This window comes from Neiella marina, from assembly GCF_002165625.1.
In the GTDB taxonomy this organism is placed as follows: Bacteria; Pseudomonadota; Gammaproteobacteria; order Enterobacterales; family Neiellaceae; genus Neiella; species Neiella marina.
In genome coordinates this window covers 169,122-195,013 of the sequence record NZ_NGNS01000006.1, presented here as the reverse complement: position 1 = coordinate 195,013, position 25,892 = coordinate 169,122, and the positions used below count along the sequence as shown (strand labels likewise).

General features: G+C 50.5%; 25 protein-coding genes. 20 read left to right on the top strand and 5 right to left on the bottom strand.

Features of this window, described 5'->3' with window-relative positions:
* Window positions 1-38 precede the first annotated feature (38 nt).
* On the bottom strand, window positions 39-1,187 hold the full coding sequence (locus CBE68_RS07695) for an HIT family protein (RefSeq protein ID WP_087505485.1): 1,149 nt from the start codon (window positions 1,185-1,187) through the stop codon (window positions 39-41).
* 136 nt (window positions 1,188-1,323) lie between these two features.
* Between CBE68_RS07695 and CBE68_RS18705 the strand changes: the two genes are divergently transcribed.
* The 17 genes from CBE68_RS18705 (at window position 1,324) to lpxC (ending at window position 19,516) form a co-directional block, all read left to right on the top strand.
* The gene (locus CBE68_RS18705; protein ID WP_158100530.1) at window positions 1,324-1,494 is read left to right on the top strand and encodes a hypothetical protein; all 171 of its coding nucleotides are present in this window, start codon (window positions 1,324-1,326) and stop codon (window positions 1,492-1,494) included.
* Between the two features lie 383 nt (window positions 1,495-1,877).
* A complete protein-coding gene (gene mraZ / locus CBE68_RS07690; protein ID WP_087505484.1) occupies window positions 1,878-2,336 on the top strand; it encodes a division/cell wall cluster transcriptional repressor MraZ in 459 nt (152 codons plus the stop codon).
* Window positions 2,337-3,281 carry a 16S rRNA (cytosine(1402)-N(4))-methyltransferase RsmH gene (gene rsmH / locus CBE68_RS07685; RefSeq protein WP_087505483.1) on the top strand — a complete coding sequence of 315 codons (945 nt, stop codon included), beginning with the start codon at window positions 2,337-2,339 and terminating at the stop codon, window positions 3,279-3,281.
* Window positions 3,278-3,586, top strand: coding sequence for a cell division protein FtsL (gene ftsL / locus CBE68_RS07680; RefSeq protein WP_087505482.1), 309 nt, complete (start codon window positions 3,278-3,280; stop codon window positions 3,584-3,586). The genes rsmH and ftsL overlap by 4 nt, the downstream gene beginning before the upstream one ends.
* Window positions 3,583-5,310: a penicillin-binding transpeptidase domain-containing protein gene (locus CBE68_RS07675; RefSeq protein WP_087505481.1), complete on the top strand. Its 1,728-nt coding sequence runs from the start codon at window positions 3,583-3,585 to the stop codon at window positions 5,308-5,310. The genes ftsL and CBE68_RS07675 overlap by 4 nt, the downstream gene beginning before the upstream one ends.
* Window positions 5,307-6,800 (top strand): UDP-N-acetylmuramoyl-L-alanyl-D-glutamate--2,6-diaminopimelate ligase, encoded by a 1,494-nt coding sequence (gene murE / locus CBE68_RS07670; RefSeq protein WP_158100529.1) that lies wholly within the window; start codon window positions 5,307-5,309, stop codon window positions 6,798-6,800. Before CBE68_RS07675 ends, murE begins: the two co-directional genes overlap by 4 nt.
* On the top strand, window positions 6,797-8,197 hold the full coding sequence (locus tag CBE68_RS07665; protein WP_087505479.1) for a UDP-N-acetylmuramoyl-tripeptide--D-alanyl-D-alanine ligase: 1,401 nt from the start codon (window positions 6,797-6,799) through the stop codon (window positions 8,195-8,197). Before murE ends, CBE68_RS07665 begins: the two co-directional genes overlap by 4 nt.
* Entirely contained in the window at window positions 8,191-9,273 is a 1,083-nt protein-coding gene (mraY, locus tag CBE68_RS07660; RefSeq protein WP_087505478.1) for a phospho-N-acetylmuramoyl-pentapeptide-transferase, read from the top strand. The genes CBE68_RS07665 and mraY overlap by 7 nt, the downstream gene beginning before the upstream one ends.
* Window positions 9,274-9,286: 13 nt before the next feature.
* The gene (gene murD / locus CBE68_RS07655) at window positions 9,287-10,615 is read left to right on the top strand and encodes a UDP-N-acetylmuramoyl-L-alanine--D-glutamate ligase (protein WP_229744684.1); all 1,329 of its coding nucleotides are present in this window, start codon (window positions 9,287-9,289) and stop codon (window positions 10,613-10,615) included.
* Window positions 10,615-11,829, top strand: a complete 1,215-nt coding sequence (ftsW, locus tag CBE68_RS07650) for a cell division protein FtsW (protein WP_229744690.1) — start codon at window positions 10,615-10,617, stop codon at window positions 11,827-11,829. The genes murD and ftsW overlap by 1 nt, the downstream gene beginning before the upstream one ends.
* A complete protein-coding gene (murG, locus tag CBE68_RS07645) occupies window positions 11,826-12,899 on the top strand; it encodes an undecaprenyldiphospho-muramoylpentapeptide beta-N-acetylglucosaminyltransferase (protein WP_087505475.1) in 1,074 nt (357 codons plus the stop codon). Before ftsW ends, murG begins: the two co-directional genes overlap by 4 nt.
* 26 nt (window positions 12,900-12,925) lie before the next feature.
* The gene (gene murC / locus CBE68_RS07640) at window positions 12,926-14,371 is read left to right on the top strand and encodes a UDP-N-acetylmuramate--L-alanine ligase (protein ID WP_087505520.1); all 1,446 of its coding nucleotides are present in this window, start codon (window positions 12,926-12,928) and stop codon (window positions 14,369-14,371) included.
* On the top strand, window positions 14,361-15,296 hold the full coding sequence (locus tag CBE68_RS07635) for a D-alanine--D-alanine ligase (protein ID WP_087505474.1): 936 nt from the start codon (window positions 14,361-14,363) through the stop codon (window positions 15,294-15,296). Before murC ends, CBE68_RS07635 begins: the two co-directional genes overlap by 11 nt.
* Window positions 15,297-15,309: 13 nt before the next feature.
* Window positions 15,310-16,086: a cell division protein FtsQ/DivIB gene (locus CBE68_RS07630; protein ID WP_087505473.1), complete on the top strand. Its 777-nt coding sequence runs from the start codon at window positions 15,310-15,312 to the stop codon at window positions 16,084-16,086.
* Window positions 16,073-17,308 (top strand): cell division protein FtsA, encoded by a 1,236-nt coding sequence (ftsA, locus tag CBE68_RS07625; RefSeq protein ID WP_087505472.1) that lies wholly within the window; start codon window positions 16,073-16,075, stop codon window positions 17,306-17,308. Before CBE68_RS07630 ends, ftsA begins: the two co-directional genes overlap by 14 nt.
* A 37-nt stretch (window positions 17,309-17,345) precedes the next feature.
* On the top strand, window positions 17,346-18,497 hold the full coding sequence (gene ftsZ / locus CBE68_RS07620) for a cell division protein FtsZ (RefSeq protein ID WP_087505471.1): 1,152 nt from the start codon (window positions 17,346-17,348) through the stop codon (window positions 18,495-18,497).
* A gap of 110 nt (window positions 18,498-18,607) precedes the next feature.
* Window positions 18,608-19,516, top strand: a complete 909-nt coding sequence (gene lpxC, locus CBE68_RS07615; protein ID WP_087505470.1) for a UDP-3-O-acyl-N-acetylglucosamine deacetylase — start codon at window positions 18,608-18,610, stop codon at window positions 19,514-19,516.
* A 34-nt stretch (window positions 19,517-19,550) separates the two neighbouring features.
* Here the strand turns inward: lpxC and CBE68_RS07610 are convergent, their stop codons facing one another.
* Complete coding sequence (locus tag CBE68_RS07610) at window positions 19,551-19,994, bottom strand: DUF721 domain-containing protein (protein ID WP_158100528.1); 444 nt, start codon at window positions 19,992-19,994, stop codon at window positions 19,551-19,553.
* 53 nt (window positions 19,995-20,047) lie between these two features.
* On the opposite strand from CBE68_RS07610, the gene CBE68_RS07605 reads away from it, so the two are divergent.
* The 3 genes from CBE68_RS07605 (at window position 20,048) to mutT (ending at window position 24,229) form a co-directional block, all read left to right on the top strand.
* A complete protein-coding gene (locus CBE68_RS07605) occupies window positions 20,048-20,986 on the top strand; it encodes a M23 family metallopeptidase (RefSeq protein ID WP_158100527.1) in 939 nt (312 codons plus the stop codon).
* A 129-nt stretch (window positions 20,987-21,115) separates the two neighbouring features.
* Window positions 21,116-23,815 carry a preprotein translocase subunit SecA gene (gene secA, locus CBE68_RS07600; protein WP_087505467.1) on the top strand — a complete coding sequence of 900 codons (2,700 nt, stop codon included), beginning with the start codon at window positions 21,116-21,118 and terminating at the stop codon, window positions 23,813-23,815.
* Window positions 23,816-23,824: 9 nt separating this feature from the next.
* On the top strand, window positions 23,825-24,229 hold the full coding sequence (gene mutT / locus CBE68_RS07595) for an 8-oxo-dGTP diphosphatase MutT (protein ID WP_087505466.1): 405 nt from the start codon (window positions 23,825-23,827) through the stop codon (window positions 24,227-24,229).
* Here the strand turns inward: mutT and yacG are convergent.
* From yacG to coaE, 3 genes are read right to left on the bottom strand one after another with little or no spacing between them, the layout of a single operon-like run.
* The gene (gene yacG, locus CBE68_RS07590) at window positions 24,226-24,450 is read right to left on the bottom strand and encodes a DNA gyrase inhibitor YacG (protein WP_087505465.1); all 225 of its coding nucleotides are present in this window, start codon (window positions 24,448-24,450) and stop codon (window positions 24,226-24,228) included. The two genes, mutT and yacG, sit on opposite strands and share 4 nt — an antisense overlap.
* A 35-nt stretch (window positions 24,451-24,485) precedes the next feature.
* On the bottom strand, window positions 24,486-25,232 hold the full coding sequence (gene zapD / locus CBE68_RS07585) for a cell division protein ZapD (RefSeq protein WP_087505464.1): 747 nt from the start codon (window positions 25,230-25,232) through the stop codon (window positions 24,486-24,488).
* Between the two features lie 44 nt (window positions 25,233-25,276).
* The gene (coaE, locus tag CBE68_RS07580) at window positions 25,277-25,891 is read right to left on the bottom strand and encodes a dephospho-CoA kinase (protein WP_087505463.1); all 615 of its coding nucleotides are present in this window, start codon (window positions 25,889-25,891) and stop codon (window positions 25,277-25,279) included.
* Window position 25,892: the final 1 nt, after the last annotated feature.

The window sequence follows — 25,892 nt, the reverse complement described above, 5'->3', positions numbered from 1 at the left end:
AAACGCCTGCTTGATGCAGGCGTTTTTTGTGGTGAAGATTAACTCTCTGGCTTGATTCGCAATTGACCAATTCTGTCTTTCAGGCGCTGATGACAATCAGTTGGCAACGCTTGGCAAACCCAACATCCCTGCAACTCAAGTCCTCCCATCGTATCTGCTCGAGGTAAGAACTCGACGTAAAGGCCACAACCCGGACCTGTGTGGACGGTGACATTGAAGGCTATCGCTTTGCCATCGGCGGCAAGCTCGGCTCGAATGGACTTGATTGCCAGTTGCATCGCCTCAGTTAGTTGTCGAGTTTGCAATGGCGTTAGGTGATGCAAATGACTGCAAGCAGTGTCTTTTATGAACGCCATCATGGTGTAGGGGCGATGCATAAAATAGGGGATCAGTAACACCACTTCACCCAAATCTAGCAACTCAAGAGAGGTTGGGTTTTCTCTTAGCATATAGTCGGCAAAGGTTTCCATATGACGGCCATAGAAACGCCAGTTATTGAAACTGCTACGGCTCATGATGTTAGAAAACACTAACTGTTGATGGCCATGGGTCAGCGAAGCGCCTGCCTTAGCTCCATAATTTTTAAAGATAGAAAAATAGCCGCGACTGCCTTGCTGACATCCGGCGGTTTTCGGCATGGCATCTGCTTCTGTTAGCACTTTTAAACTAAATTTTGCCAATTGTTCGAGTGTTAGTACTAGGTCATCAATTGGCATATTGTGCCAATCAGCATCATGGTCGCTGCTGGTCCACTGCAGAAAGTGACCACCAAAAATATGGCCGCCACGGATAAAAGATTGGGTGCCAAATTCAGTGTGGGCTTCGGGGGTTAAGCCATGTGGCGTGACTACTGGGTAGAGGTTATCGGTAATAAAGCTTGCCCCCTCAGACAGAGGTTGAATATGACACACTGTGGTCAAGTTACCTTGGCAAATCGGGCAGGCTGCTTCATCGTTCGACGGCGCCACTTGTTCTGTCGCAACGGTGTGGACGCGTTTGGCGCGAGCGGCGCTAAACACACTAATGGTGCCGTCTCGAGGGTCAATTTGATAGTGGGATTCGGGCACATTCTGGCTACTGTTGGAGTTGTCAATCAGTTGCTCAATGAGTTGTGAAAGTTCCATTCGAAGTGGATTGGCATCGACCAGATGCTGCTCTAACTTGGCCATCGATACGAATTGTTTCATTTCGCTCGCTCTATGAATTCATCGGGCTCGCGATAAGTATAGGTCCCAGCTAGATTATTCATTGCGAAGGAAGCAGAATTTTTTCGGATACCGATTCGAAGCGATAGTGCTCTAACTAGAGCTGCAAGATAGCCAAATGATCACCGCCAAGCATAGTTGTGCCATCAGTACGATTCAGCAGGTTTCACCGGCAGTGAGCAGTGTACTTGATATGGGAAGCTACGGTGTCACGGTTTGTTCTGCCACAGAACGTTGTCTAAATGATTTGAGTAAAGACATTGTTCATTGGGTGAAGCTGCAACTCTAGTTTGGAGCATAAATCGCCTAGCTCGGTGAACGCCGAGCGCTCACTTATGTCGATAAAACTGAGCAATTGAACAATTAATCAACAAATTTGTGATCTTCCCCATCTGCCCACTTTGATCCACCAAGCGATCACTTTTGTCAAAAAATCGATCTTGTTCAAACCTTCGCCAGCCCTTTGATTGTCACATTTATGCCATCATTTCCCACTTCTTATGCAATACCAATCGGTTAGCTGAAAGCCGCTTTTTTATTGCCATAAAAGCCTCATCACCTCCCTTGACAGACCTTGTTTGCAATCCCTAAACTAGCTTTCGTGGGAAAAAGTGGATCAAAGTGGATCATTGTTGAATTAGTGTGTCGAATGTTACGACACAAAGGTGGATCATGTTTCGTGGGGCAAGTGCAATCAGCTTGGATAGTAAGGGACGGCTCGCTGTACCCTCGCGCTATCGCGACATGCTGATGAATCAATGTGGAGGGCGTCTGGTATGTACCATTGACGTTGCCTCGCCCTGCTTACTGCTATATCCCCTGCCCGAATGGGAAGCCATTGAAGCACAATTACGCCGGCTCTCCAGCATGAAAGAAGCTGAACGTCGTTTGCAACGGCTGTTGATCGGTCATGCCAGCGATTGTGATATGGACAAAAATGGCCGCTTTCTGATCCCCGCCAAACTGCGTCAATTTGCCTCTTTAGAAAAGCAAATCACGCTGGTTGGACAAACCAACAAATTTGAAATTTGGTCCGATGACAACTGGCAAGCCCAGGTGGACAAGGACTTGGCAGCACAGCTTGCCGATGATGAACCATTAAGCGATAACCTTCTAAACATAAGTATTTAAATGGCAGCGAGTCAGGAGCATGTCACCGTATTACTGCATGAAGCAGTGGATGCGTTGGCGATCAAAACGGATGGGATCTATGTGGACGCGACTTTTGGTCGCGGTGGCCACAGCAGAGAGATATTGTCCCGTCTCGGCCCTGACGGCCAATTGATTGCGATTGACCGCGATCCGCAAGCCATTGCCACCGCAACGCAGATCAACGATCCACGATTTAGCATCCAGCATGGTCCTTTCTCCCACATCCACAGCTATCTGGAACAACGTGAGCTAATTGGCAAAGTTGATGGCATCTTATTTGATTTAGGGGTTTCCTCGCCGCAACTCGATCAGGCCGACCGCGGCTTTAGCTTTTTGCGAGATGGACCACTCGACATGCGGATGGACCCCACTTCCGGCCGCAATGCTGCACAGTGGCTGGCTGAAGCCGAGGCTGATGAGATCAGCTGGGTGCTCAAAGAATTCGGTGAAGAGCGTTTTGCTTGGCGGATTGCCAAAGCGATTGTTGCTCATCGCGATGACGCGCCACTAACCACGACCCATCAGCTCGCTGATTTGATTGCTAAGGTCAGCCCCAAGCGAGAAAAGAACAAACACCCTGCCACTCGCAGTTTTCAGGCAATTCGGATTTATATCAATTCCGAGTTAGAAGAAATTCGCCAAGCATTAGATGGAGCGCTTGACGCGCTAGCTGACGAAGGGCGCTTGTCAGTGATCAGCTTCCACTCGCTTGAAGACCGGATTGTGAAGCAATTTATTCGCCATCATAGCAAAGGCACGCCGCCGCCGCGTGGTTTGCCACTCACTGAAGAACAGTTGAAACAGTCATTGCCATTAAAAGCGATTGGCAAGGCGATTAAACCCTCAGCGCAGGAAATTGAAATCAATAGCCGTGCGCGCAGCTCTGTACTGAGGGTCGCTGAAAAGCAGGGGGTGAAGCAATGAGTCACCCCCTGCTAGTGAAAGTAATGCTGCGAGATGTCCTGCGTTACAAGTTACGCTGGACTCTCGGTATCGCGGTATTGGCCAGCGCTTTTGCTGTGGTGCAACTAGCCTATGACAATCGTCAGCTGACAGCTCAGCTCGATGAGTTGAAACAGCAGCGTGACCATCTCGATATTGAATGGCGTCACTTGCGACTCGAAGAAGGCGCACTTGCTGAGCACAGTCGCATCAGTCGCAAAGCAACCAAGCAACTGGGTATGGTCAGGCCATCGCGAGCTAACCAAACTCTGGTGGAGGTTCGATGAGCCGCTCCACTCACGCTAAGCGTAAGCTCCGACCAACGGTGATCCCATGGCGGTTTTATACCGTGGTGGTTGCTATTGGTTTGATGTTTACCATGCTGGTGGCGCGGGCAGCCTACATTCAAGTCCTTGAACCTGAACGTCTCAAGCGCGAAGGCGATATGCGTTCACTACGAACTAAAACTGGCGATGTTCAGCGCGGTACTATCACCGACCGTCATGGCGAAGAGTTGGCTGTGAGTGTGCCGGTTAAAGCGGTGTGGGTCGATCCGAAAGTGATTGCCGACCGTGGCGGTATTCAAAAGCGTCAGCATTGGACCGCTCTTGCCGATGCCCTTGGTATTAAAGCCGCGGAGCTGATTGCTAAGATCGAGTCGTCACCTAACCGCCGTTTTATGTACATCAAGCGGCAAGTAACGCCAGCATTGTCTGAGTATGTTCGCAAACTCAAGTTACCTGGAGTGTTCCTTAAAACAGAATCTCGCCGTTTTTATCCAGCGGGCGAAGTGAGTGCTCACATTGTTGGTGTCACCAACATTGATGCCGATGGTATTGAGGGCATCGAATCAACCTTTAACGACTGGCTTATCGGTAGCCCAGAGAAGCGCCGGATCCGCAAAGATCGCTCCGGTCGTACCGTGGAAGAGTTAGGCATTATTGAAGCCCGTGAGAAGCCGGGCGATATTGAGTTGGCCATTGATCAACGGATTCAAGCTCTGGCCTATCGAGAACTTAAAATTGCGACCGAGTATCACGGTGCAACTTCTGGTTCGGTAGTGGTGATCGATGTTGAAACTGGTGAAATATTAGCGCTAGCTAATACGCCATCATTTAATCCCAATAATCGCGCTGACCGCGACCCATTCAGAATGCGCAATCGCGCGGTAACCGATGCCTTTGAACCTGGCTCGACAGTGAAGCCTATGGTGGTACTGGGAGCCTTAGCCAATGGTGTTATTGATGCAGACTCGGTGATTAGTACGTCGCCGGGTTGGATGCGCATCGGTGGCCGAGAAGTGCGTGATAGCAAAAACTATGGCGACATGTCCGTGCGGGCGGTATTGCAAAAATCGAGCAACGTTGGTGTCACCAAAATGGCGCTGCAATCGAGCCCTGATCAGCTGATCGAAACCTTTTTCCAATTGGGATTTGGCGGTTTGTCAGATGCCATGTTACCGGGTGAGTCGATGGGCCATTTATCGATTCGCCGCAAGTGGTCTGACTTTGAATTAGCGACGTTGTCATTTGGTTATGGCATGACCATCACACCGATTCAGCTGGCTCGGGCGTATGCCGTGTTGGGCGCTGGAGGTATCAAATACCCGCTGTCGATTCTGAAACTCAATGAGTTGCCGAACGGCGATCGAGTGATTGATGAGCGGCATGTGGCAAATGTGCTTGAAATGCTCGAATCAGTGACCGAAGAAGGTGGAACAGGTACCAAGGCTCGGGTACCGGGTTACCGCGTTGCAGGCAAGACTGGCACCGCCCGTAAGGCCATTGCCGGCGGATACGGTGAAGAATATGTTGCTGACTTTGCCGGTGTCGCCCCCTTGTCTCAGCCCAAGTTGGCCATTGCGGTCGTCATTAATGAGCCCGCTGGCGATAAGTATTACGGCGGTGATGTTGCTGCGCCGGTGTTTTCTGCCGTGATGGCTGGAGCGCTTCATTACCTCAACATTCCGCCTGATGCGGATACATCTGATTACGCGAGGGTATGGCCATGAGCAAGCGTTTACGCGACATCGTCAAGCCCTGGGGAATAAGCGCGCGCGTTGCTGATGTAACTGCGCGTCATTTGGTTTTAGATAGTCGTCAAATTAGCCATGGCGATGTCTTTGTTGCTTTGCGCGGTCATCAGCGCAATGGCGCCGATTTTATTAATGCAGCTATTTGCCAAGGAGCCTGCGCGGTGCTGGTCGATGGCGAGCGAGTCCATGTTAATAGCCAATGGCAGGTACCAGTGGTTGAACTGACTCAGCTTCCCGAGCAACTCGGCGAATTGGCGGCGCGCTTTTATCAAAATGCTATCGGAGCGCCGGTGGCTGTGGGCGTGACTGGAACCAATGGCAAGACCTCGGTGACTCACTACATGGTGCAGCTGCTTCAAGCTTTGAAACACCGCGCTGGCGTGATCGGTACTCTGGGGTATGGTGACCCACAAGCGCTCCATGAGTTACCGAATACTACGCCAGATGCGTTAACCGTTCATCGTTTGTTAGCGCAATTAAAGCAGTCACATTGCGCCGAGCATCCCAACTGGGTGTGCATGGAAGTGTCGTCCCATGGTTTGGTGCAGAACCGAGTCGGAGGCGTCGCTTTCGAGCACGCTGTGTTTACCAATTTAAGCCGCGACCACCTTGATTATCATGGCAGTATGGCAGCATACGGCGAAGCTAAATCTGCCTTGTTCCACTGGCCGACCCTGGTTAGCGCAACGATTAATGCTGATGACCCATTTGGTCGCAAGCTGTTGTCGGAAGTTAGTGTCGACACGATTGCCTATGGCATCGATGACATCGCCGGCTTGCGCCAGTATTCGAAATGGATTGGCGTTGAGCAACTGACGCCAACAGCGACAGGCTTTGATATTTGTTTGGCTTCCAGTTGGGGTAATGCAGAAGCTCATGTCCCACTACTGGGTCGTTTCAATCTGAGTAATTTATTGGCCGCACTGGGGCCGCTGCTAGCTGCGGGTATTCCCTTGGCTGAACTGATTACAGCGTTTGCCGAGTTAACTCCAGTGGCCGGTCGTATGGAAAGTTTCCAGCAGCCCGAACATCCAGTTTGTATCGTTGATTATGCCCACACGCCTGACGCCCTAGCTGTTGCTCTGCAAGCAGCACGGTACCACTGTCAAGGAAAGCTATGGCTGGTATTTGGCTGCGGTGGCGATCGCGACAAAGGCAAGCGGCCACTCATGGCTGAGGCCGCAGAACAATATGCCGACCATGTGATTGTCACCGCTGATAATCCGCGCAGTGAGGCGCAACAAGATATTTGTGCCGATATTATGACTGGCTTCCAAACACCAGCAGCGGTGCTTGTTGTTGATGATCGTCACCAAGCCATTCAAACCGCTTTGCGAGAGGCAAATGCGGATGACCTTATCGTCATTGCTGGCAAGGGCCATGAAGATTATCAATTGATTGCTGAGCAACGCCTCAACTTCAGCGACCGAGCTGTGGTGCAGAGCCTACTGGAGGTGACTTTGTGATTCCATTGAATCTCCAAGAGCTTGCTCTGGCGCTCGATGCCACACTGATTGGCGATGGTCAGCTAGTGATAGAGTCGGTGACTACCGACACTCGCAAAGTGAGCGATAATGCTCTGTTTTTAGCCTTGGTTGGCGAGCGTTTTGATGGCCATGATTTCTTAGTTCAAGCTCAGCAAGCCGGCGCCATTGCGTTGGTGGTTAGCAAACCGGTGGAGTCTGACTTACCACATTTGATTGTTGAAGATACTAAGCTCGCTCTAGGTGCTATTGCATCGTTGGTCGCTGATCGCTGTCAAACCAAAAACGTCGCGATTACCGGCAGTGCAGGCAAAACCACGGTAAAAGAAATGACCGCGGCAATTATCGGCAAGCATCACAAAGTGTTGGCCACTGCGGGTAACTTCAATAACGAAATTGGCGTGCCGCTAACTCTACTGCGGTTAACCCACCAATACACCCATGGTGTGATGGAGTTGGGCGCCAATCATCAGGGCGAAATTGCTTACACCACTAGCCTCGTTAAGCCCAAGGTAGCGATGATCACCAATATTGGTAGCGCTCATCTTGAAGGCTTTGGCTCAGAGCAAGGCATTGCTAACGCAAAATCTGAAATTTTCCAAGGTTTACCAGCTCAGGGTGTTGCCATCTTCGATTACCACAACAAGTACGCGCAACAATGGCAGCGCAAGCTTAGCGACAAGCAAGTGGTGACTTGGTCTCGTCAAGGTGCCGCAGAAGCGCAAGTGCGCGCCAGCCATATTGAGCTTGAACAAGACAGTAGCCAATTCGTGCTATCCATCGGTCATGAATCAATTGACATGTGTTTGCCAATGGCAGGATTACACAATATCGACAATGCCTTGGCTGCCAGTGCCGCGGCCTATGCCATGGGTATTGGCATTGTTGAAATCGCCACCGCCTTGGAAGCAGGGGTGTTTGTCAAAGGTCGTCTTGACGCCCAAACACTGGCAGATGGATTGACCGTCATTGACGACACCTATAACGCCAATCTGGCATCAGTGAAAGCGGCAGTCGATGTATTAACAACCTGCCGAGATGAACAAACTGCATTGGTGATGGGCGATATGGGTGAACTCGGTGGCTGGGCTCGTCAACACCATCAGGAAGCCGGGGCTTATGCCAAGGATAAGGGCGTCAATGCGCTGTTTACTTTGGGTTCATTAAGTGAGGTGGCTCAACATGGCTATGGCAGCCAAACAGGGCACGGCGAACACTTTTACGAGATTGATGCCTTGATGGCTGCTCTGACTGAGTGGATTGGTCAACAACCGCAACCGGTGCGAATGTTGGTCAAAGGCTCACGCAGTGCGGCGATGGAGCGCGTAATTGAACGACTGCAGCAATGGTTGCGCAGTAAAGAGGAAATATCATGTTAGTTTGGCTAGCGGACTGGCTGACGCAGTTTTATTCTGGTTTTAACGTCTTTTCATATCTGACGTTGCGAGTAATTGTCAGTATCCTGACCGGCTTAATGGTGGCGTTGCTACTTGGCCCCAAAGTCATTCGTTTCTTGCAAACGATGCAGATCGGTCAGACTGTTCGCGATGATGGTCCAGAGTCGCATTTCAGCAAGGCAGGCACACCAACTATGGGTGGGGTGCTAATTCTGGCCGCCATTCTGCTGGCAACCCTGTTGTGGGCCGATCTGAGTAATCGTTATGTGTGGGTGATGATCTTTGTCATAGCCGCCTTTGGTGCGATTGGTTGGGTCGATGACTACCGCAAGGTGATCCGCAAAGATCCGAAAGGCTTGATTGCCAAGTGGAAGTACTTTTGGCAGTCAGTAGTGGCTATTGGCACCGCATTCTTCCTTTATCAAACAGCACACTTGGAAGCCGAAACCCTGCTCGTCGTGCCATTCTTTAAAGATGTGATGCCGCAACTCGGTGCCATGTATCTGCTGCTGAGTTATTTCGTTATTGTTGGTACCAGCAATGCGGTGAATTTAACTGATGGCTTAGATGGTTTAGCGATCTTGCCGACGGTGATGGTTGCCGCTGCATTTGGCTTCTTTGCCTATGTTACCGGCAACGTCAACTTCTCTAGCTATCTGCATATTCCATATATCCCAGAAACTTCCGAACTAGTGATTGTCTGCGCCGCCATTGTTGGTGCTGGGCTCGGCTTCTTGTGGTTTAACACTTATCCGGCACAAGTTTTTATGGGTGATGTTGGTTCGTTATCGCTGGGGGCTGCGCTTGGCACCTTGGCGATTTTGGTACGCCAGGAACTGGTACTGTTCATCATGGGCGGTGTGTTTGTGATGGAAACCGTGTCGGTAATCCTGCAAGTGGGCTCATACAAATTACGTGGTCAGCGCATTTTCCGCATGGCACCGATTCATCACCACTATGAGCTCAAAGGCTGGCCCGAGCCACGGGTGATTGTTCGTTTTTGGATTATCAGTTTGATCTTGGTGCTCATTGGCTTAGCAACGTTGAAAGTGCGCTAACAGGGGACAAACATTGAATTTAGCGACTGACAAAATCGGCATTGTAGGTATGGGGCAAACAGGTTGCTCGGTACTTCGCTGGCTGTTGGCCCAAGGTCAACAGCCTGTGCTGTTTGATAGTCGCGACACACTGGCCACGAATGCGAGCCAGCTGATAACTCAGTTTGATGTCTCACTGACTGTTCATCTCGGTGAATTCGATGATGAATTGCTCAGTTGCTGCGACGTGCTGGTTGTGAGCCCGGGTATCGCTATTGCGACGCCTGCAATTGAAAAAGCAGCGCAATCAGGAACAGAGATTATTGGTGATGTTGAACTGTTCTGCCGGGCAGATTCACGTCCTCGGATTGCCATTACAGGATCGAACGGTAAATCGACGGTCACTACGTTAGTGACGCAGATGCTCAATGCCGCTGGAGTTAAGGCGGCAGCTATCGGCAATATCGGTGTGCCGGTTTTGGATGAAATTGGCAGTGATGCGCAAGTGCTCGTTATGGAGTTATCGAGCTTCCAGTTGGAAACAACGCATTCGCTGCGTGCCGATGTTGCTTGCTGCCTTAATGTCACCGCTGATCATCTTGATCGCTATGACAGTTTCGAGCATTACGCAGCAACGAAAAACCTTATATACGATGACGCAAAGTTGGCGGTTTGGAATCGTCAAGATCGCAACACAAAGCCGGCGACGCCAACTCAGCAACAAGTCAGCTTCGGCTTAGATAGTGGCTCTGATGAGCAGCAATGGTCGTTGCAAGGCAATCAATTGCACTTTGGTCGACGTGCCATCATGCACGCTGAAGACATGGCCATGCTGGGTTCCCATAATCAAGCCAATGCGTTGGCTGCATTGGCCTGTGTCACTGAATTTGTTGATGACCTAACGCCTTGTTTAGCTGTACTTAAGTCGTTTGGTGGTCTGCCTCATCGTTGTCAAACGGTTTATGATCAACATGGTGTGGTGTGGGTCAACGACTCAAAAGCGACAAATGAAGGTGCCACACTTGCTGCCTTGCAAGGGCTGGCGGGAAGTTATCAAGGTAAATTGATCTTGTTGGCTGGAGGCGACGGTAAGGGCTCCGACTTCTGCAGTTTGTGCAAGGTGTTGAACCAGCAGGTCGATGAATTAATCTGCTTTGGCAAAGATGCGGTGAAGCTGGCCAACAAACGACGTCAGGCGCGACTGGTCAATGACTTGGAAGAAGCGGTTCGACTAGCCAATGACATTAGCTGCTATGGCGACCTCGTGCTGTTATCACCAGCATGTGCCAGCATCGATCAGTTCCCTAACTACATGGTTCGCGGAGAACAGTTTGCTCAACTGGCTAGAGAGGTGTCGCAATGATGGCAACTCTGAGCCAATGGCGCAGTAACTGGACATGGCCGGCGTGGACGCAATTGTTATTGGCGCGCACCGAAGGTCGTCCAGCAGCACCATCTTTATATGATGGCACTCTGATTACTTGTGCCCTTGCGCTAATGGCCACTGGCCTCGTTATGGTGATGTCTGCATCAATCCCCGAGGCACAGAAAATCTTCGGCAACCCATATCATTTTGCGATTCGTCATGCGGTGTTCTTGTGCATTGCCTTGGCCGTTGCTGGTGCTATCTTGCACGTCCCCATGTATCGCTGGCAGCAAGGCAACTCGTTGCTGCTGTTAATCGCATTTGTATTACTGGTTGCGGTGCTGATTATTGGTAAAAAGGTTAACGGCAGTACTCGATGGTTAGCGTTGGGGCCAATTAACATCCAAGTGGCTGAACTAGCCAAGTTGTTTTTCTTCTCGTATCTCGCAGGTTATTTGGTTCGGCGCCACGATGAAGTGAGGGAAAACGTCAAAGGATTCCTCAAGCCCTTGGTGGTGTTTTTCTTTCTCGCTTGTTTGCTCATTATGCAACCTGACCTTGGCACTGTGGTGGTGATGTTAGTGACAACCATGGGCATGCTGTTCTTGGCGGGTGCTAAGTTGTGGCAATTTGCCGCATTGGTGATGACTGGTGTTGGTGCAGTGGTGTTGCTGATCATGTTTTCACCTTACCGATTGCGCCGGGTCACCAGTTTCTGGGATCCGTGGGCCGATCCATTTGGCAGTGGCTATCAGCTGACCCAATCCTTGATGGCGTTTGGGCGTGGCAGTTGGACGGGTGAAGGGCTCGGCAACAGCATTCAAAAATTGTCCTATCTGCCCGAAGCGCACACTGATTTTGTTATCGCCATATTGGCCGAAGAACTTGGCTTTATCGGTGTCGTCGGTGTTGTGCTACTGCTATCTGTGATTGTATTCCGCGGCTTACTTATTGGTCGCGAAGCGCTCAACAACGAACGTTATTTTGAAGGCTTCCTGGCCAGCGGTATTGGTATCTGGTTGTGCTTCCAAGGCGTAGTCAATATTGGTGCCAGCGCAGGGTTATTGCCTACCAAAGGTTTGACGCTGCCGTTGGTCAGTTACGGCGGCAGCTCGATGGTGATTTTGAGTATCGCCATTGCGGTATTGATCCGTATTGACCATGAAATGCGAATGGCCAATGTGCAAGCTGTTGGAGGGCGTAGCAAATGACGATGCCCAACCAACGCGCGTTGATCATGGCAGGCGGGACCGGTGGCCATGTATTCCCAGGGTTAGCTGTTGCCGAACAGCTGGCTCAACGCGGCTGGCACATTGAATGGCTTGGCACTGCTGAGCGGATGGAAGCAGATTTAGTGCCGCGCTATGGTTACCGGATCCACTTCATTGATATCAAAGGCGTGCGGGGCAATGGCTTGCTGCGCAAGCTGACGGCGCCGTTTAAGATACTAAAGGCTGTGATGCAAGCCCGTACTGTGCTGAAGAAACTCCAACCCCAAGTGGTCATTGGTATGGGAGGGTATGCCAGTGGCCCAGGTGCATTGGCCGCCAAGCTCGCCGGTATTCCTGTGGTACTACACGAGCAAAATGCGGTGGCAGGCCTAACGAACCGCTATGTTGCAAAATTTGCTGATCAGGTACTCATGGCCTTTGCTGGCGCTTTTGATAGCGGCGAAGTGGTTGGCAACCCGGTACGCGCTAGTTTAATGGCTTTGTCGCTGCCCGAACTGGCCAAGCAACGGCCGCTGCGCCTGTTAGTCGTAGGTGGCAGCCTTGGCGCCAAGGTGCTCAATGATGTGGTGCCAGAGGCGTTGGCATTACTGATTAAAGAATGTCAGATCGAGGTATGGCACCAAGCAGGCAAGGGCAATGGTGAAACCATTAAGAATAGCTATCAGCACTTTGGTATCGAGCCTTACCATGCCGATGACTTTATTCACAACATTGATGAAGCCTATCAGTGGTGTGATTTGGTAGTATGTCGCGCTGGTGCGCTAACCGTGTCGGAACTGGCGGCAATTGGTCGTGCGTCTATTTTGGTTCCTCTGCCTCATGCAGTTGATGACCATCAAACTAAAAATGCCCAAGTATTGGTGCAAGCAGGCGCAGGCATCCTGATGCCGCAGAGTGAGCTTTCACCTGCGGTGCTGGCACAACAAATTGAACAACTGGCGAAGCAGCCCCAGCGGTTGCTGGATATGGCCAATGCTGGCCGCGATGTTGCCAAGCAAGATGCGGCAGAACGCATGGCGTCGTTATGCCAACGAGTAGTAAGAGGATAACAGTGAATTTAGAGCCAAATACCGCAATGCGAATTCCGGAAATGCGCCGGGTTGAGCGAATCCACTTTGTCGGCATCGGTGGTGCCGGCATGGGCGGTATTGCTGAAGTGTTGGCTGGTGAAGGCTATCAAGTAACCGGCAGCGACATTGCCGAAAATGCTATGGTCTCTCGCCTTCGTGGTCTGGGAGTGACTGTCTTTATTGGCCATGCCGCGTCGAATATCGAAGGTGCAAGTGTGGTGGTGGTTTCTACCGCTATCGACCCGACTAACCCAGAGATTGCCGAGGCGCAAGCCAATCGTATTCCAGTGGTACGCCGGGCCGAAATGTTGGCCGAGCTGATGCGATTCCGCCACGGTATTGCCATCGCGGGCACCCACGGCAAAACCACCACAACCAGTTTGACCGCCAGTATTTTGGCTGAAGCCGGATTGGATCCGACCTTTGTGATTGGTGGTTTGCTCAATAGTGCTGGCACCAATGCTCGCTTAGGGAAAAGTCGTTACTTAGTGGCTGAAGCCGATGAGAGCGATGCCTCGTTCTTGCACTTGCAGCCAATGATTTCGGTGATCACCAATATCGAAGCGGATCACATGGACACCTATGGCGGCGACTTTGAACAGCTCAAAGCGACGTTCCGCGAATTTATCCACAATCTGCCTTTTTATGGTTTGGTGGTGATGTGCATTGATTGCCCTGTGGTCCGTGAGTTGGCTGAGGAAGGAGGCCGTCAAGTCATCACCTATGGATTTTCAGACGATGCCGACGTCCGAGCCACTGATTACCGCCAGTCGGGTGCCAGCAGCGAATTCGTTGTCCACCGGCCGAATCACCAGCCGTTGGCAGTAACGCTGAATATGGCCGGCCAGCATAACGCCTTGAATGCATTGGCGGCGATTGCCGTAGCGACCGATGAAGGAGTCGCCGATCAACATTTGTTGGTGGCGTTACAAAAATTCGAAGGCATTGGCCGCCGCTTGCAACAGTATGGCGAGTTTAACACTGGCGCAGGCAACGCGCTGTTGGTTGATGATTATGGTCATCACCCAACCGAAGTGGCCGCAACATTAACTGCCGTGCGTCAGGCATGGCCAGAAAAACGTTTGGTCTTGGTGTATCAGCCTCACCGCTATACCCGAACCAGAGATTTATACGAAGACTTTGTCGATGTTCTGTCACAAGCCGATACCTTGTTGTTGCTGGAAGTTTATTCCGCTGGCGAAGAGAGTATTGCTGGGGCTGATAGCCGCTCATTGTGCCGAACCATTCGGCAACGCGGCAAGATCGACCCGGTGTATGTCAGTGGCCCAGAAGAATTGCCTTCGGTACTGGCGGATGTGCTTGATGATGGCGACTTAGTGCTGACTCAAGGCGCAGGCAGTGTTGGCGCTCTGGCCAAACGATTGGCCGATTATCAACTGAATATTGAAACCATGAAGGCGAGCGCCGGAGGATGTGAACATGGCGCATGATGTCAATGTGGCCGAGTTTGGCAAAGTGGCAGTGTTGCTGGGCGGGTGCTCTGCGGAGCGGCCTGTGTCACTAAAGTCCGGTACAGCGGTGCATCAGGCATTAGTCAATGAAGGGGTTGATGCTCATTGTTTTGACCCGGCGGAGACACCGTTGGCTGAATTGAAAACGCAAGGCTTTGATCGGGTATTTATTGCATTGCATGGCCGTGGTGGTGAAGACGGTGTGATGCAAGGCGCGTTGGAGTGGCTTGGTATTCCGTATACCGGCAGTCGAGTACTGGGGTCGGCTTTAGCGATGGACAAAATTCGCACCAAGCAGATTTGGCAGAGTATGGACTTGCCGACTGCTGGCTATCGAATTATCGCCGAACCGCTTGATGAAGCTGAAGCTGCTGATGTGCTGGCAGCGTTGTCTGGTGCGGTTATTGTCAAGCCAGCTTGCGAAGGTTCCAGTATCGGTATGGCTAAAGCGACAACCGCTGCTCAGCTAACTGCCGCTGTAGCTGATGCATTGAAATACGATCCGCAAGTGTTGGTCGAACGCTGGATCGAAGGTGATGAGTTCACTGTGGCGATTTTGGGCGATGAAGCTCTGCCTGTGGTGCAGATGCGAACGCCACACGAGTTTTATGATTACGATGCCAAATATCAGTCGCAGAGCACCGAGTATTTTTGCCCTTGTGGTTTGTCCGAGGCCGATGAAAAAGCACTTCAGGTCTATGCCAAAGAGGCATTTGATGCGGTTAGTGCTGAAGGTTGGGGACGGGTTGATGCAATGCGTGATGATCATGGCCAATGGCATTTGCTGGAAGTTAACACAGTGCCCGGCATGACTGAGAAGAGTTTGGTGCCGATGGCGGCAAAAGCAAAAGGATTAAGTTTCTCCGAATTGGTGGTACGGATTTTGGCTCAAGCCAAAGTCTAAGCGGAGCATCAGGGTGACTGTTGGAGCATCGCAAGCTCAGCGTCTTCCTGAATGGGAGTTTTGGTTTGGTGTGGCATTTTTTTTGGTCACACTGGTTGGTGGCTTGTATTTGGCCTACGGCGCAGCTCATGTATGGAGCGATCGAGCGGCGTTGCCGGTACAGCACCTGCGACTTCATGGCGATCGCCAGTTTGTCAGCGATCAAATGGTCACTGAGAAATTGTTGGCACAAGGACCGTTGCCAAGTCTGACCCAATTGGACGTCGATTGGGTGCAACAGCAAATGGTTGCGTTGCCATGGGTATACAAGGCAGCGGTACGAAAAGAATGGCCCGATCAGCTGAGTGTTCATGTCACTGAGTTTGAGCCGGTGATGCGCTGGACCGAGAGTCGTTTAGTCAGTGATCAGGGAGACTTGTTTACTGTGCCAGACACTTCGGTGGTGGCTGAGTTGCCAATGGTGGAAGCAACCGATGATTTGGTTGGCGATACCATCTCGATGCTAGCGGCAACTAGAGCAGCGACCAAGGTTGCAGATTTGCAAGTGGTGCGGATGCAGGTGACGTCACGCCAAGCTTGGACATTATGGTTGGCAAATGGCATTGAGCTGAGGCTCGGGCGAGAACAGACATTGACGCGTTTTGAACGGTTTTTGGCGTTGTACCCAACGCTGTTGGAAGCGCAACGAAGTACGCCGCAATACGTAGATTTGCGGTATGACACCGGCGCTGCTGTGAAGTGGCCGGATGAATCTGAAAAAGGGTTAGCAGAGCAAGATGGCAAAGAGTAACGAGCGCAAACTCATCGTTGGATTGGACATTGGTACATCCAAAGTCTGTGCCTTGGTTGGTGAGATTTTAGCGAACGGCGAACTCAGCATTGTTGGCGTTGGTAATCATGCCTCAAGGGGTATGGATAAAGGCGGCGTTAACGATCTGGACTCCATCGTGCGCTGTGTTCAAAGAGCGGTACAAGAAGCTGAGTTAATGGCGGACTGCCAAATTGCTTCAGTCTATTTGGGGATCAGCGGTCGCCATATTAAATGCCAAAACGAGAACGGCATGGTGTCGATCAATGGTGAGGAAGTGACGCAAGAAGACGTTGATAACGTCATTCATACCGCCAAGTCGATTCCAATTTCAGACGAGCGCCGTTTGTTGCATGTGTTGCCGCAAGAGTTTTCTATCGATTGTCAGGAGGATATTAAAAGTCCGATTGGCATGAATGGTATGCGCATGGAAGCCAAGGTCCACTTGATCACTTGTGCCAATGATATGGCGCGCAATATAGAAAAAGTGGTTGAGCGATGTGATTTGCGGGTAGAATCGCTGATTTTCTCCGCCTTGGCGGCCAGCGATGCGGCGTTGACCGAGGACGAGAAAGAGCTTGGTGTCTGCGTGGTCGATATGGGCGGCGGTACCATTGATATGGTGGTCTATGCCAATGGCGCAATTCGCCATACCGCAGTGATCCCGGTGGCTGGTAATCAAGTCACCAGTGATATCGCTAAGATCTTTCGCACGCCATTGAATCACGCGGAAGAAATCAAAGTGCAGTATGCCTGCGCTCAACGTCAGCTCGTCAACATGCAAGACACTATTGAAGTAGCAAGTGTTGGCGGCCGACAAGCGAGAACTATGTCTCGTCACACCTTGGCTGAAGTGGTCGAGCCAAGGTATCACGAACTGTTCGAACTAATTCATGAAGAACTGAAAGGATCAGGCTTGGCAGATCAAATTGCTGCTGGCGTGGTTCTCACTGGCGGAACAGCGAAAATTGAAGGGGCTATTGAGTTGGCCGAAGATATTTTCCAGATGCCAGTACGGCTGGGACAGCCGCAAGAAGTTAAGGGCTTGTACGACTATGTCAGTGACCCAAGTTATGCCAACGCAGTAGGCCTGCTGCATTATGGTATGGACGATGTATTGGGCAACACGCGAGAGCGCACTGGCACAGAAAAGGTTGCTTCCCTTTGGTCCACCATTCTGGGGTGGTTCAAAGGCGAGTTTTAATATAGGGTGAGACTGAAAATTCGACGGAGAATCTGTCATGTTTGAAATTATGGAAAGCCATACTGACGAGGCTGTCATTAAGGTAATTGGTGTTGGCGGCGGTGGCGGCAACGCCATCGAACACATGGTGCAAAATAGCATCGAAGGTGTTGAATTCTTAGCTGCCAATACTGATGCGCAGGCACTGCGTAAATCGAGTGCTGGCAACAAGATTCAGCTTGGCGCCAACATCACCAAAGGCTTGGGCGCTGGTGCCAATCCTGAAGTGGGGCGTCAGTCGGCAATGGAAGATCGCGAAGCCATTCAACAAGCATTGGAAGGTGCTGATATGATCTTCATCGCCGGTGGCATGGGCGGCGGTACAGGTACCGGTGCGGCGCCGGTTGTTGCTGAGATTGCTCGAGAGTTAGGCATTTTGACGGTTGCTGTGGTGACTAAACCATTCCCGTTCGAAGGCAATAAGCGGATGAATTTCGCTGGCCAAGGAATTGATGAGCTGGCGAAACACGTCGATTCACTCATCACCATTCCAAACGAAAAGCTGATGAAGGTATTGGGCCCTGGCACATCTCTACTGGATGCGTTCAAAGCAGCTAACAATGTGCTTTATGGGGCAGTTCAGGGTATTGCTGAACTGATTACTCGTCCCGGTCTGATCAACGTTGACTTTGCCGACGTTAAAACTGTGATGTCTGAAATGGGCACGGCGATGATGGGAACCGGTGTTGCTTCCGGAGCCGACCGAGCTCAAGAAGCAGCTGAATTAGCAATTGCTTCACCACTGCTAGAAGATGTTGATTTAGCTGGTGCTCGCGGCATTTTGGTCAATATTACTGCGGGTCTGGATATCACTATCGAAGAATTCGATACCGTGGGTAACTCAATCAAAGCGTTTGCGTCGGACAACGCAACGGTTGTTGTCGGTGCCGTGATTGACCCTGAAATGAGTGATGAGCTGCGTGTAACAGTTGTTGCTACCGGTATTGGTGCTGAGCGTAAACCAGATATCACTCTGGTTGAATCTTCCCTAGAGCGCCCTGAAGTGCCAACGATGAGAGCGCCGGTTACTGCGCCGCAATCGCCTGGCAAAGTGGCCGTTGGTAGCCAACAGCCGGTTCAAGTCGAATTGCCTGAAAGCGATAACGACATCTTGGACATTCCAGCATTTTTGCGGAAGCAAGCAGACTAACGGAGTGCGTTGGTTGATTTTTGGTCGCTTTTTGTGTTCCGGAGTTCTCTCTGGTACAATCGCGACCCAACGCACATTTTTCGGATAAATTTGGATAATTGGCAAGCTATATGATGAGACAGCGCACGCTTAAGCAAGCGATTGAAGCGACAGGGATTGGTCTGCATTCTGGCAACAAAGTGCAACTGGTTTTGCGTCCTGCGCCGGTGAATACTGGTATTGTATTTCGCCGTACAGATCTTGATCCGGTAGTTGATATTCCAGCCAGTGCTGAGCTAGTCCGAGAAACAACATTGTGCACGGCATTAGTAACAGATGATGGTGTTCGCCTGTCAACAGTAGAGCATCTGATGGCTGCATTGGCCGGAATGGGCATTGATAACGTCTTCGTTGAAGTGGACGCCGAAGAAATTCCCATTATGGATGGTAGTGCTTTGCCGTTCGTTTATTTGTTACAGCAAGCCGGTGTCGAAGAGCAGCAAGCCGCCAAGCGATTCATCCGCATTAAGCAGGCAATTCGTGTCGAAGATGGTGATAAGTGGGCCGAACTCTCACCCTATAACGGTTTCCGCATCGATTTTGCGATCGATTTTAATCACCCTGCGATTGAAGCTGACACCCAGCGTAAAGTGTTGGATTTATCGGCTTGCAGCTTTGTGCAAGAGATCTCTCGCGCCAGAACCTTCGGCTTCATGCGCGATATTGAATACTTGCAAGCGAATAACCTGGCTCTCGGCGGTAGTTTGGACAATGCCATTGTGTTGGATGAGTTCAAGATTTTGAATACTGATGGCCTGCGTTACAACGATGAGTTTGTGAAACACAAAATCCTCGATGCCATCGGTGATTTGTACATGGCTGGTCTTGGTATTGTTGGTGAAGTTAAGGCATACAAGTCAGGCCATGCGCTCAACAATATGTTGGCTCGTGCGATGCTGGCTCAGCCAGAAGCGTGGGAGATCGTCAGCTTCGACGACCAGGAAGCTCCTATCAGCTATCAGGTGCCGAGTTTGGCATAGTGACAACTTGCAAATAAAACCACAAAACCAGCGCTTACGCTGGTTTTGTTTTTTCATGCCCTGCCAACTTAAGTAATTGAGATTTAAGTGGTTCAGGGGTTGATTCTGCGAGTTGACGAAGGTCACTGGCGGTTTGGTGGGAGATCTTCCGGTCGACCTCGAAGCCTGAGCCCTGCTGTTGCGTCAACGTGGTAGTTGGCTTAACTTGAGATTCCACCGTGGTTAAAGCGGTGAATCCAGATTGTCGCAGTTTAGCCAATATGGCAGCTTTGTTCATATTGAGACGCCATTGCCAAACCGGTGAGTCGACGGTCAGCGAGAGTACTCCCTGCTGATAACTGGTCACCCGGCAATGGGCTTGAAGGTCGTCATCGATCACCTTGGCAAACTGTTGCTGTAAGTTTTGCAAAGCTTGGCTGCGGCGGGCAATATTCGCTAATCCAGAGCGATTATTCTGGACAATCTGATTGAATGCCACGGGTTGGCGTTTTGATTTTGACATCTGCAGTAGAGATTTAGTGATTAATGACCATGAGTCGAACGAATTTCAGTTTAACGTTTAATGTAGCAGGGAAGCCAGTCAGTTGGAGTCCTTCGCCTACGGCGTTGCTGTTCTCTGTGTTCGCTTTATTGGCGGTGGTAATCGCGCCTTGGTGGTTGGCACCAAAGTTAATCTCTGCTCAGCATTACCAACAGCAAATCACAGCGGCTAAGCTTGCTCACCAAGAACAACGAGATGCGCTGGTTAAACTCCGCAGTCAAATGCATGAGCAAATTAGCTTGATGGCTGAGCACATTGGCACCTTGCAAGCCAAGGCGTCGCAGTTAGATCGAGTCAGTCAAGTGCTGGTGCAAAAATCAGATATTGAGCAATCCGAATTTCAAGTTGCGACCACGGCCAGTTTGCAGTCCATGGATTCTGCAGGTGGTCCACTCTCAGCTGCGCCAGCCTCTAACAGCGATGAAATTCATCAAATGCTGACGGCGGTCGATGAGCTTATTGAGCAGTACGATGATAAGCAGCGCCAACTTGATTTGCTGTCCGTGCTATTGCAACAACAAGACGTCGAAGATGCTAGTTGGTTGTCCGGGCGCCCTATCGGTGAAGGCTGGTTGTCATCTGGTTTTGGTATACGTAAAGACCCATTTACCGGTAAAAAGGCGTCTCACTGGGGCGTTGATTTTGCTGGTCACGCAGGCAGCGATGTTTATACCACGGCAGCCGGTGTGGTGACTTATGCCGGCAAACGTTGGGGTTATGGCTATTTGGTTGAGGTAAGTCATGGCGGTGGTTTTGCAACCCGTTATGGTCACAACAGCAAAATTTATGTTGCCGTTGGTGATGTAGTTACCAAAGGCGACGTCATTGCGGCTATGGGCAGTACTGGTCGCTCTACAGGGCCCCATGTGCACTACGAAGTGCTTAAAAATGGTAAGCAAGTGGATCCCAGCCCGTTTATTTTTCGATAAATGACCCCATAAATAGACTTTACCTGATTGACTGATCCGTTCATTATGCGGGGTCATCGGAACAATGTGTCCATGAGCGTTGGTTAGATAAATAACCAGCGACCAACAAATAAAAATACTAGGCAAGCCATGTTTGTAAAATTGATGACTTCTTTGTTCGGCAGCAAGAACGACCGGACTCTGAAGAAACTGCGTAAAGTTGTCAACGCAATTAATGCCATGGAGGCAGACTTCGAAGCCCTCTCTGACGACCAACTCAAACAAAAAACCGAAGAGCTAAAAGCTCGAGTCAGTGACGGCGCAAGTTTACAAGATGTGCTGCCTGAAGCCTTTGCTACCGTTCGCGAAGCGAGTAAGCGCGTGTTCTCCATGCGCCACTTCGACGTTCAGTTGATTGGCGGTATGGTATTGAATGACTGTTCGATCGCCGAGATGCGAACTGGTGAAGGTAAAACTCTGACGGCAACCTTGGCCGCCTACCTCAACGCCTTAACGGGTAAAGGTGTTCATGTCATTACAGTGAATGATTACCTTGCTCAGCGTGATGCTGAGTGGAACAAGCCATTGTTCGAATTCCTCGGTATGACCGTTGGTATCAACTTGGCCGGCATGGCGCCTGACGCTAAGAAAGAAGCCTATGGTTCAGACATCACTTACGGCACCAATAACGAGTTTGGCTTCGATTACCTCCGCGACAACATGGCTTTCCGCCCAGAAGATCGAGTTCAGCGACCGCTGTTTTATGCCGTAGTGGATGAAGTTGACTCCATTCTTATCGACGAAGCGCGGACGCCATTGATTATCTCTGGTCCAGCCGAGGATAGCTCTGGCCTGTATCGCCAAATCGATACCCTGATCCCTATGTTGGTGAAGGCCGAAAAAGAAGACACTGAAGAAGAAGCGGCCGAGGGCGATTACACGGTTGATGAAAAAGCCAAGCAAGTTCACCTGACAGAACAAGGTCAAGAACGCATTGAAGAGCTACTGGCGAACAATAAGTTGCTAGAAGAAGGCTCATCATTGTATGACGCTGCTAACATTGCACTGCTTCACCATGTTAATGCCGCACTCCGCGCTCATGTGCTGTTCAAGCGCGATGTCGATTACATTGTCAAAGATGACGAGATTGTTATCGTTGATGAACACACCGGTCGTACCATGCCGGGCCGCCGCTGGTCTGAAGGCTTACACCAAGCTGTTGAAGCCAAAGAGCGGGTCAAGATTCAAAATGAAAACCAAACACTGGCTTCAATTACTTTCCAGAATTACTTCCGGTTGTATCAAAAATTGTCAGGTATGACGGGTACTGCTGATACTGAAGCATTCGAATTCCAAAGCATTTATGGTTTGGATACTGTGGTTATCCCAACCAACAAGCCAATGGTACGTGACGATACCGCCGATCAGGTATACCTGACTGCGGAAGAAAAGTACGAGGCCATTGCTAAAGACATCCACGAGCAGGTAGCTAAAGGTCGGCCGATTCTGGTCGGTACTATCACCATTGAAACCTCTGAGCTGCTCTCTGGCTTGCTGAAAAAAGCCAAGATCAAGCACAACGTTTTGAATGCCAAGTTCCACCAAAAAGAAGCAGAAATTGTTGCTGAAGCTGGTCGAGCCGGAGCGGTAACAATTGCTACCAACATGGCAGGTCGTGGTACCGATATTGTGTTGGGCGGTAGCTGGCAAGCAGAGATCGATGCTCTGGATAACCCTACTGATGAACAAATCGCGGAGATCAAAGCGGCTTGGCAAGAACGCCACGATGCCGTCATTGAAGCCGGTGGTTTGCACATTATCGGTACCGAGCGTCACGAATCTCGTCGGATCGATAATCAGCTTCGAGGTCGTTCTGGCCGTCAAGGCGACCCAGGTTCATCGCGGTTCTATCTATCATTGGAAGATCCGCTAATGCGCATATTTGCTTCTGACCGCATGGGAACCATGATGAAGAAGCTTGGTATGGAGCGTGGTGAAGCCATTGAGCACCCTTGGTTGTCGCGTGCCATCGAAAATGCTCAGCGTAAAGTCGAAGCGCGTAACTTCGATATTCGTAAGCAATTACTTGAGTACGACGATGTTGCCAATGACCAACGTAAAGTGATCTACGCTCAGCGTAATGATCTGATGGATGCTGAAGATATCAAAGATTCGGTCGCTAATATTCGCGAAGATGTCGTTGAGCAACTGATCAGTGAATACATTCCACCGCAATCACTGGAAGAAATGTGGGATGTGGCGGGCTTGGAAGAACGCTTGAAAGGCGATTTTGGCATGGTCATGCCACTACAACAGTGGCTCGATGACGATGACAAATTACATGAAGATAGCTTGCGCGAGCGTATTCAGCACGCCTTCTCTGACGCATATCGCCAGAAAGAAGAAATGATTGGCGCGCCGATCGTGCGTCAGTTCGAAAAGCAAATCATGTTGCAAGTGCTCGATACCCACTGGAAAGATCACTTAGCGGCGATGGATCATTTACGTCAGGGCATTCACCTGCGTGGTTACGCTCAAAAGAATCCGAAGCAGGAATACAAGCGAGAGTCCTTTGCATTGTTTAGCAACATGCTAGATGCGCTAAAACTCGAAGTAATTTCGATTTTGAGCCGGGTTCGAGTTCAGTCACAAGAAGATGTTGATGCTGCTGAAGAAAAACGTCGCCAACAGCAACAAGCCTTGCCGAAGCAATATCAAGGCGCTGCGGGAGCAGAATCAGCAGGGGCGCAACAAGGCCAACAGAATGCGGTGCCCAAAGTCGGTCGTAATGAGCCATGTCCGTGTGGTTCTGGCAAAAAGTACAAACAATGTCACGGCAAGCTGAACTAAGGCTGCTCAATGACTGATAAGCAAGTCCATGTGGCCGTTGGCGTGATTGAGCGCAACGGCCACATTTTTTTGACCCGACGGGCAGCACATCAGCATCAAGGCAACAAATGGGAGTTTCCCGGCGGTAAATGTGAGCCCGGTGAAACTGTCGCTCAAGCGCTCGCTCGGGAGTTATCTGAAGAGTTGGCGATCACGGTTCATGATTGCTCGCCATTGTTAGTGGTTTGTCACGACTATGGTGACAAACAGGTCAAGTTGGATGTCCATTGGGTGCGTGACTTTGACGGAGAGCCGCAAAGCCAAGAGGGGCTAGAGGGTCGATGGGTTCTGGCGTCAGTGCTACCAGACTATGATTTTCCGGCAGCTAATGTGGCGATTGTTGAGCAAGTAGTGGCGCAGTTACTCGCTGATTAATCACCATCGGGTTTGGCTTGTAATTTCTCCATCATTGCCATCAATTCGTCGTCACTCATGTGTTCCATTTGTTTTGGATCGGGCTGTCCTGCGATTCGGTGGCTTTCATCGGCCCATTCGCCCAAATCAATCAACTTACAACGTTCTGAGCAAAACGGCCGGAACTTGTTCTCCGCTTTCCATTCCACTTGTTTTTGGCACGTTGGACAACTTACTTTCATTAAAACTACTCTCTGACTAAGTCAATATTCAGCGACTAACTGGCTGACAACAGGAACTCGATATCATTTTCGGTCGCAGCTGTTCCGCTATCGGTGTGCTGCATAAAGCGAATGGTAAAACGGTGTTTATTGCCCGATACAGTGGGAAAAACAGTTTGTTCTGGCGCACATGAAATCCTCAACAACTGCAAGTTCTCAGCGCTGGCTTGATAGAATCCCTTGCGCGCAATAACTCGCTGGAAAGGCTTGCCGTCTCTGATTAAATGCATCAACTGGGCGATAGCTCCGGCCAATATGTCGAGCTGCCTGAGCCAGTTTTTCATATCACCTAAGCATTTCTCCGCGGGTAGGTTCATCCAGTGATAAAGCTGTGGTAAATCGAAACAGCAATTGCCTCCAGGAATACTAAAGCGCTGGCGAATACCCGATAGAAACTTATCGGACTTAAGACAGTTAGCTAGTCGATTCTGACTGCGAAGATTAGTCAGGCAATGTTGATTGGCGGCCTCAAGTTTAGCCAATGCTTCCAAATCGACATTTGGATATGTCGCCCATCGAGCTAACTCTTTTTGTTGTACTTCAAGATCTTTGATCAAATCTTGGCGGACGTCTGCGCGCTCCAGTAGCTCAAGTAAATCGAACAAAGCTGCGAAGTAGCTTAAGCATGATTGTTCATTGATATGCTGCATTGCCTGATGGCAGCGTAGCAGTAATTGTTCAATTCTGAGGTAAGCGCGAGAAGTTTCATTCAGGGGAAATTGATAGGTGAACGCTTCAGCCATGCGGGTTCCATCGAGTTAGCGCCGAGCCGCTATTGGCCAGCAAATCAATTTGAATAGCTTTGAGTAGCGAATTCTAGGAAATGCCGGTGCAACTGTAAAACATCTTTTGCAACCAACTCAAAAGGTCGGTTGTTGGAGATGACGTGATCTGCGGCTCGAAGCCGCTGCCAGCGGCTTGCTTGTCGGTTAACGATGGCCTGAGCGGATTGGTCACTGACGTTGTCGCGAGCGACGGTGCGTTGCACCTGAGTCGACACCGGAACATCCACTACGACAATCCGCTGACAGAGTTCTTGTAGTCGGTTTTCCACCAGCAATGGAACGACCAACAGGGTATAAGGCTCTTGTTGGTTCTGGCTTTCGGCGATCATTTGTTGGCGAATGATCGGGTGTAGCAATTGGTTTAGCCATTGGCGTTCAGCTTCATTGTCAAAAACCAAAGCTCTTAGCGCCGCTCGGTCTAATTCGCCTGCCGCGTCAATCACCTGAGTACCAAAATGGGCACCGATTTGAGCTAGGGCAGGAGCGCCTTTGGCAACGACTTGGCGAGCAATCACATCGGCATCAACAAGCCCAGCGCCTAACCGTTGGAACTCATTGGCAACAGTGGTTTTGCCACTGCCAATACCACCGGTAAGGCCGACCACCAGCTGGCCCATG